This is a genomic window from Tetragenococcus muriaticus DSM 15685 (genome assembly GCF_000423785.1).
GTDB lineage: Bacteria > Bacillota > Bacilli > Lactobacillales > Enterococcaceae > Tetragenococcus > Tetragenococcus muriaticus.
On sequence record NZ_AUIQ01000021.1, the window covers coordinates 20,945 to 27,744 of the forward strand.

The 6,800-nt window shown below is 36.1% G+C and carries 5 protein-coding genes and 1 pseudogene; all 6 read left to right on the plus strand.

The features are described from left to right. The first annotated feature begins 67 nt into the window (after positions 1-67). Positions 68-2,713 carry a valine--tRNA ligase gene (locus G577_RS0105015; RefSeq protein WP_028790253.1) on the plus strand — a complete coding sequence of 882 codons (2,646 nt, stop codon included), beginning with the start codon at positions 68-70 and terminating at the stop codon, positions 2,711-2,713. Positions 2,714-3,194: 481 nt separating this feature from the next. After that, the gene (locus tag G577_RS0105020; RefSeq protein ID WP_155988490.1) at positions 3,195-4,505 is read left to right on the plus strand and encodes a bifunctional folylpolyglutamate synthase/dihydrofolate synthase; all 1,311 of its coding nucleotides are present in this window, start codon (positions 3,195-3,197) and stop codon (positions 4,503-4,505) included. A 13-nt stretch (positions 4,506-4,518) separates the two neighbouring features. Beyond that, positions 4,519-5,181 (plus strand): HAD family hydrolase, encoded by a 663-nt coding sequence (locus tag G577_RS0105025; RefSeq protein ID WP_028790255.1) that lies wholly within the window; start codon positions 4,519-4,521, stop codon positions 5,179-5,181. Positions 5,182-5,232: 51 nt separating this feature from the next. Next, a complete protein-coding gene (radC, locus tag G577_RS0105030; protein WP_028790256.1) occupies positions 5,233-5,910 on the plus strand; it encodes a RadC family protein in 678 nt (225 codons plus the stop codon). 163 nt (positions 5,911-6,073) lie between these two features. Continuing rightward, a complete protein-coding gene (locus G577_RS0105035) occupies positions 6,074-6,274 on the plus strand; it encodes a cold-shock protein (RefSeq protein ID WP_028790257.1) in 201 nt (66 codons plus the stop codon). Positions 6,275-6,540: 266 nt separating this feature from the next. Beyond that, positions 6,541-6,800: pseudogene (locus tag G577_RS0105040) on the plus strand (ISL3 family transposase); the annotation flags it as partial.

Below are 6,800 nucleotides of genomic sequence, written 5' to 3' on the forward strand. Positions count from 1 at the left end.
CATCTTAGGGCTTTTTAATTGATGTAAAAAACATCAGACCTTTTTTACTATCAAAGGAGGAAAGAAAATGTCAGAAAAACAGTTATCTAAAAAATATAATCCACAAGAAGTTGAGAGCGGACGTTACCAAAAGTGGTTAGAGCAAGATCTATTTAAACCTAGCGGGAATAAAGAAGCATCTCCTTATTCAGTAGTCATCCCCCCTCCCAATGTTACTGGGAAACTACATTTGGGACACGCATGGGATACGACCTTACAAGATATGATTATTCGACAAAAACGTATGCAAGGGTTTGATACGTTATGGCTTCCTGGGATGGATCATGCAGGGATTTCGACACAATCTAAAGTAGAAGCGAAGTTAAATGAACAAGGAATTTCTCGCTATGATTTAGGTCGTGAGAAGTTTATGGAACAAGCTTGGGATTGGAAAGAAGAATATGCGCAACATATCAAAGGACAATGGGAAAAATTAGGCTTGTCGCTTGATTATGGACACGAACGTTTCACTTTAGACGATGGATTATCAGAAGCTGTAAGAACAGTATTTGTTAAATTATATGAAAAAGGTCTAATTTATCGTGGCGAATATATTATTAATTGGGACCCTCAAGCACGAACGGCTTTGTCTGATATAGAAGTTATCCATAAAGAGGTAAAAGGTGCTTTTTACCATATGACCTATCCGTTAGCAGATGGCTCAGGAGTAGTAGAAATTGCGACAACACGTCCAGAGACCATGTTGGGAGATACTGGGGTGGCAGTTCATCCAGATGATGAACGTTACCAAGAGTTAATTGGTAAAACAGTGATTTTACCGTTAATGGATAAAGAAATCCCTATTGTGGCAGATGAGTATGTTGACCGCGAATTTGGAACAGGTGTAGTAAAAATTACGCCTGCTCATGATCCAAATGACTTTGAAGTAGGTAATCGTCATGATTTGCTTCGTGTAAATGTGATGAACGATGATGGGACGATGAATGAAAAAGCAGGAGCTTATACTGATATGGACCGCTTTGCTGCTCGTAAAGCGATTGTAAAAGATTTAGATGAATTGGGTCGCTTAGTCAAAGTAGAAAAAATGGTACACAGTGTAGGACACTCTGAACGAAGTGATGCTGTAGTTGAACCACGTTTATCTAAACAATGGTTTGTAAAAATGGGACCTTTAGCGCAACAAGCTATCGATAACCAAGAAAGTATAGATGCTGTGCATTTTTATCCAGGTCGATTTAACCAAACTTTCTTACAATGGATGGAAAACGTTCATGATTGGGTCATTTCACGACAATTATGGTGGGGACATCAAATTCCAGCTTGGTATCATAAAGAAACAGGTGAAATGTATGTGGGCATGCAAGCTCCACAAGATAGTCAAAACTGGCAACAAGATGAAGATGTTTTGGACACTTGGTTTAGTTCCGCTTTATGGCCGTTTTCAACTATGGGCTGGCCAGATACTTCAAATGAAATGTATCAGCGGTATTTCCCAACAAGTACTTTAGTTACAGGTTATGATATTATCTTCTTTTGGGTTAGTCGTATGATTTTCCAAAGTTTAGAATTTACTGATGAACGTCCTTTTGAAAATGTGTTAATCCATGGATTAATTCGAGATGCAGATGGACGTAAAATGAGTAAATCCTTAGGAAACGGTATTGACCCGATGGAAGTGATTGATCAGTATGGGGCGGACGCTTTACGTTGGTTTTTATCAAATGGTTCTTCTCCAGGCCAAGACGTTCGTTTTAGTTATGAGAAAATGGATGCCGCTTGGAATTTCATTAATAAAATTTGGAATGCGGCGCGTTTTGTTTTGATGAATGTCTCAGATATGAGCGCTCAAGATATTGATCTTAGCGGGGAACAATCAGTTGCTGATCGTTGGATTTTAACGCGTTTAAATCACACAATAGAAAGAGTTACTTCTTTATTTGATCGCTTTGAGTTTGGAGAAGCTGGCCGTCAGTTATATAACTTTATCTGGGATGATTTTTGTGATTGGTATATCGAAATGAGTAAAGAAACGCTCTATGGAGAAGATAAAAATGCACAAGAAACGAATAAAAGTGTACTTATTTATGTATTGGATCAATTATTACGCTTATTGCACCCAATTATGCCATTTGTTACAGAAGAAATTTGGACGAAAATTCCGCATACAGGTACTTCACTTGTGACCGCTCAATATCCAATAGTCCATCCCGAATTTAATGATGAAAAAGCAGCTCAAGGAATGAATGTACTTGTGGAATTAATTCGATCGGTTCGTAATATTCGTGCAGAAGTCGATACACCATTATCAAAACCGATCACTTTACTGATTCAAACAAGTGACCCTGCTGTTGAAACATTTCTAAAAGAAAATAAAAACTATATTGATCGTTTTTGTAACCCAGAAAAACTTGAAATTAGTAGTGAGTTAGAACCACCTGAAGCGGCGATGTCCGCGGTTCTAACAGGAGCTAATGTGTATCTACCACTTGCTGGTTTGATTAATATTCAAGAAGAATTAGACCGTTTAGCTAAAGAATTGGAAAAATGGAATCAAGAAGTGCAACGAGTGGAAAATAAATTGGCGAATGACCGTTTTGTAGCTAACGCTCCTGAAGACATTGTACAAAAAGAACGAGATAAACAAACAGATTATCGAGAAAAACAACAAACGGTAAAGGATCGCATAGCTCAATTGCAGAAAGTAAATAAGTAACTTAAAGAAATTAAGGTAAAAGTAAGAATATCCGAACTATATTGGATGGGACTGTTCGCTGCGATGCGTAACCGTAGACGCAACCTCTTTATAGTTCGGATATTTTATTATTAGGAATGCTTTTGTTCTATTTTTTTGAAACTTAGACTAAGAACGATGGACTTATGTCCTGAAACGAAAATCAGGACATAGCTTGGATGGACTTATGTCCTGAAAAGAAACTCAGGACATAGCTTGGATGGACTTATGTCCTGAAAAGAAAATCAGGACATAGCTTGGATGGACTTATGTCCTGAAATGAAACTCAGGACATAGCTTGGATGGACTTATGTCCTGAAACGAAATTCAGGACATAAGTTAACTGGGCTTGACCACTTTCTGATTATCTTTGAACCTTTTTAACTTAGAAGTTAGCTTTTATTTTCTTCTCATAGTATATGGTTTAGGAATTTGTTATAATGCAGTCTGAGGTGAAAATAACGTGATAAAAACAGCACAAGAAGCAATTCAATTTATCGAAAGCCGGCAAAATTTTGGTTCAAAACCAGGGTTACAACGAATCAATGCATTGTTAGACCAACTTCATCATCCAGAAAAGGACCTAACTTTTGTTCATGTTGCTGGTACCAACGGGAAAGGATCAACGGTTAGCTTCTTATCTGCTATGTTACAAGAAGCTGGATTGACCGTTGGGACTTTTACCTCACCTTATATTGAAGAATTGAACGAACGAATAGCGATAAATAGTCAGCCCATTTCTGATGAAACAATGACAACTATCGTACAAACAATCCAACCTTTGATAGAGTCAGCAGATCAGAATAGTGACCTTTTTGAGATTACTGAATTTGAACTATTGACTGCTGTTGCTTTTCTTTATTTTAAAGAAGCTAATGTAGATTTAGTAGTGCTAGAAGTGGGATTAGGTGGTTTGTATGATAGTACTAATGTAGTATCTCCGCTACTTACAGCAATTACGACTATTGGGATGGATCATATGGAAGTTTTAGGGGATACAGTTGAAGAAATTGCCACACAAAAAGCCGGAATTATCAAAAAAGGTGTCCCTGTTGTTACAGGAAATATAACAGCAAATGCACTTGCAGTAATCGACGATACAGCACAAAAACAACAGGCGGAAGTTTCTCATTTGACTAAAGACTACCAATTTGATTATCAAGGGCCTGATCCTAAGTGGGGAGAACAGTTTGACTTTTATAATGAAGAAGGGAGAATTTCTAAACTTTCTACTTCTTTATTAGGAAAGCATCAGGTAGAAAATGCTGCTGTTGCAGTTCAGCTTTTTTATCTTGTTTGTAAGTTGCAAAGGTTCCCCTTTACAGAAAAAGTAGTAAAAAATGGATTAAAAAACACAAGCTGGCCGGCAAGAATGGAACGTATTAGTCAGAATCCTTTAATCATATTAGATGGGGCACATAACGAACAAGCGATGAAAAGACTTGTTGAAAATATGACTACCGAGTTTAAGGACCGACGTATTTTTGTTTTATTTTCCGCTTTAGAAAGAAAAAATGTTGAAGGAATGTTGCAACAACTGTTGGGAATTTCCCAAGCGAAAATTTATCTAACAAATTTCGATTACCCAGGTGTACTTCGTTTAGAAAAAAATTATCAACAAGTAAATGAAGAGCGGATTACGATTGTTTCATTATGGCAATTTGGGTTGGCAAATATTTTAGACAAAATTTCATCGGATGATATTATCTTAGTGACAGGATCGCTTTATTTTGTAGCAGAAGTACGACAATTGATTAAAGATATTACTTCTTAACCAGGAGGACATTATGCAAAACAAACAAGGGATTATTTTTGATATGGACGGATTAATGTTTGATACAGAAACACTTTATTATAAAGCTACTCAAGAGGTTGCTGATAAAATGGGCTTTTCTTACAATTTTGCCACTTATGAAAAATATATTGGTGTTTCCGATGAAGAAGTATGGCAAGCTTATCATGAAATGTATGATCCGCTTTATGGCCAACAAGCTGTCAATGAGTTCATCAATGAATCTTTTGAGCGAGCCGTTGAGTTATTTGAAGCAGGGGCTGCTGATGTCAAACCAGGTCTAAAAGAACTTTTGCATTATTTAGAAGAAAAAAAGATTCAGTGTTGTGTCGCTTCTAGTAATCAACGTAAAATTATTGATATTTTGTTAGAAAAAAATCATCTATCAGAGGCATTTTCTCATGTAGTTTCTTTTGAGAATGTCAAAAAAGCCAAACCTGATCCAGAAATTTTTGAAAAAGCTGCTGCGCGCTTTCCCTTTTCCAAGGAAGAATTACTTATATTAGAAGATTCTAACAATGGTGTACTAGCAGCAGATCAAGCAGGCATTGATGTCATTATGATTCCAGATTTGATCACACCTACGCCAGCTATTAAAGAAAAAACAATAACTATATTACCTACATTAAATGAAGTTTTTTCCACTTTAGAAAAATAAAATAAGCTTTTTTTGCGTACTTATTAGTGTAAGACGTAAGGAGGCTTTTTTATGGAAAAAAATAAAACACCACTTAGTTCGTTTCCACGCGAGCGCTTATTAGAATATGGGGTACAGGCGCTTTCCAATCAAGAATTATTAGCTATTTTACTGCGTACTGGCTCTAAAAAGTATAATGTGATAGAGCTATCTGGTCTTGTTTTGACTACTTTTTCGAATTTATATGAGTTAAAAAATGCTACGCTCTATGAATTGCAACAGATTTCTGGTGTGGGGCAAATAAAAGCTATTGAACTTAAAGCTATGATGGAATTAGGATATCGTATTCATCGTTCAAATCAACCCAAATTTGGAAAAGTTATCACTAGCTTTGACTTAGCCCAACAGTTAATTGATGAAATGAAAGATTTTTCTCAAGAACATTTACTTTGTTTCTATTTAAATACGAAAAACGAGGTTATTTATCGAAAAACACTTTTTGTTGGATCAGTGAATCAAAGTGTTGCTCATCCAAGAGAGATATTTCGTGAAGCGGTGCGTTGTAGTGCTGCTCGTATTATTTGTTCGCATAATCATCCAAGCGGAGATCCGACTCCTTCGGAAAATGACTGTGCTTTTACTAGGCGGTTGAAAGAATGCGGAGAAATGATGGGAATAGAAATCTTAGACCATTTAGTTATTGGGAATAAAAAGTATGTTAGCTTAAGAGAAGAAGGATTTTGGAATTAATTTATTATATATAATTTTCACTTGCAAAAAAACGCTCGCAAGAGTAAAATGAGGTTTGTAATTTTGTTTGGAAAATGGAAGTGGCACAAAGTTACTTGTCTCTAACGTAGTACGAGCAATGTTACAATTTTAAAAAGTGCTAACGCACGAGGAGGAAACTTGAATGGAACAAGGTACAGTAAAATGGTTTAACGCAGAAAAAGGTTACGGGTTTATCTCTCGTGAAGACGGAAGTGACGTATTTGTCCACTTTTCAGCAATCCAAGAAGAAGGATTCAAAACTTTAGAAGAAGGACAATCTGTTACATTTGATGTTGAAGAATCAGATCGCGGTCCTCAAGCTGCTAATGTTGTAAAAGTATAATTAAAAACTAGCAATATTTAAAAAGCCAAGCTGATAAGAAAGACTCTCTTACAAGGAGAGAGTCTTTCTTTTTTTTATGAAAATTTTTAACCAATGGTTGTCAAACAAAAAAATATGGCTCTATAATTTCTAGTGTTGGTAGACAAGAATGATTTTCTTGTAGCCCATACTAGTTTTTTTATATTTTCTGAGCAAAATAGAAAACAGACACCTTGAAAACCCGTAGAATAAAGGTACCAAACAAATATCCAAAGGAGTGTTTCAAGATGTCCATCTCTCATTATACTAAAGAAATCCTAGATATCCTAGACTTAAATCTGACTTTTGAAGAAGATTGTTTCCAAAAAGAAGCCATTAACGGCGTCATTTGTTTTGTCTTTTATGGTCAGCTTTCTTATCGTCCACAAGCCTGTTTTCACTGTGGCGAAGAAGATACGGCTTGTTTAATGAAATGGGGATTCAAGGAAGTGACGATTCAGCTTAACGATGTGAGTGAATACAAAACCTTACTTAAAATGAAGAAACA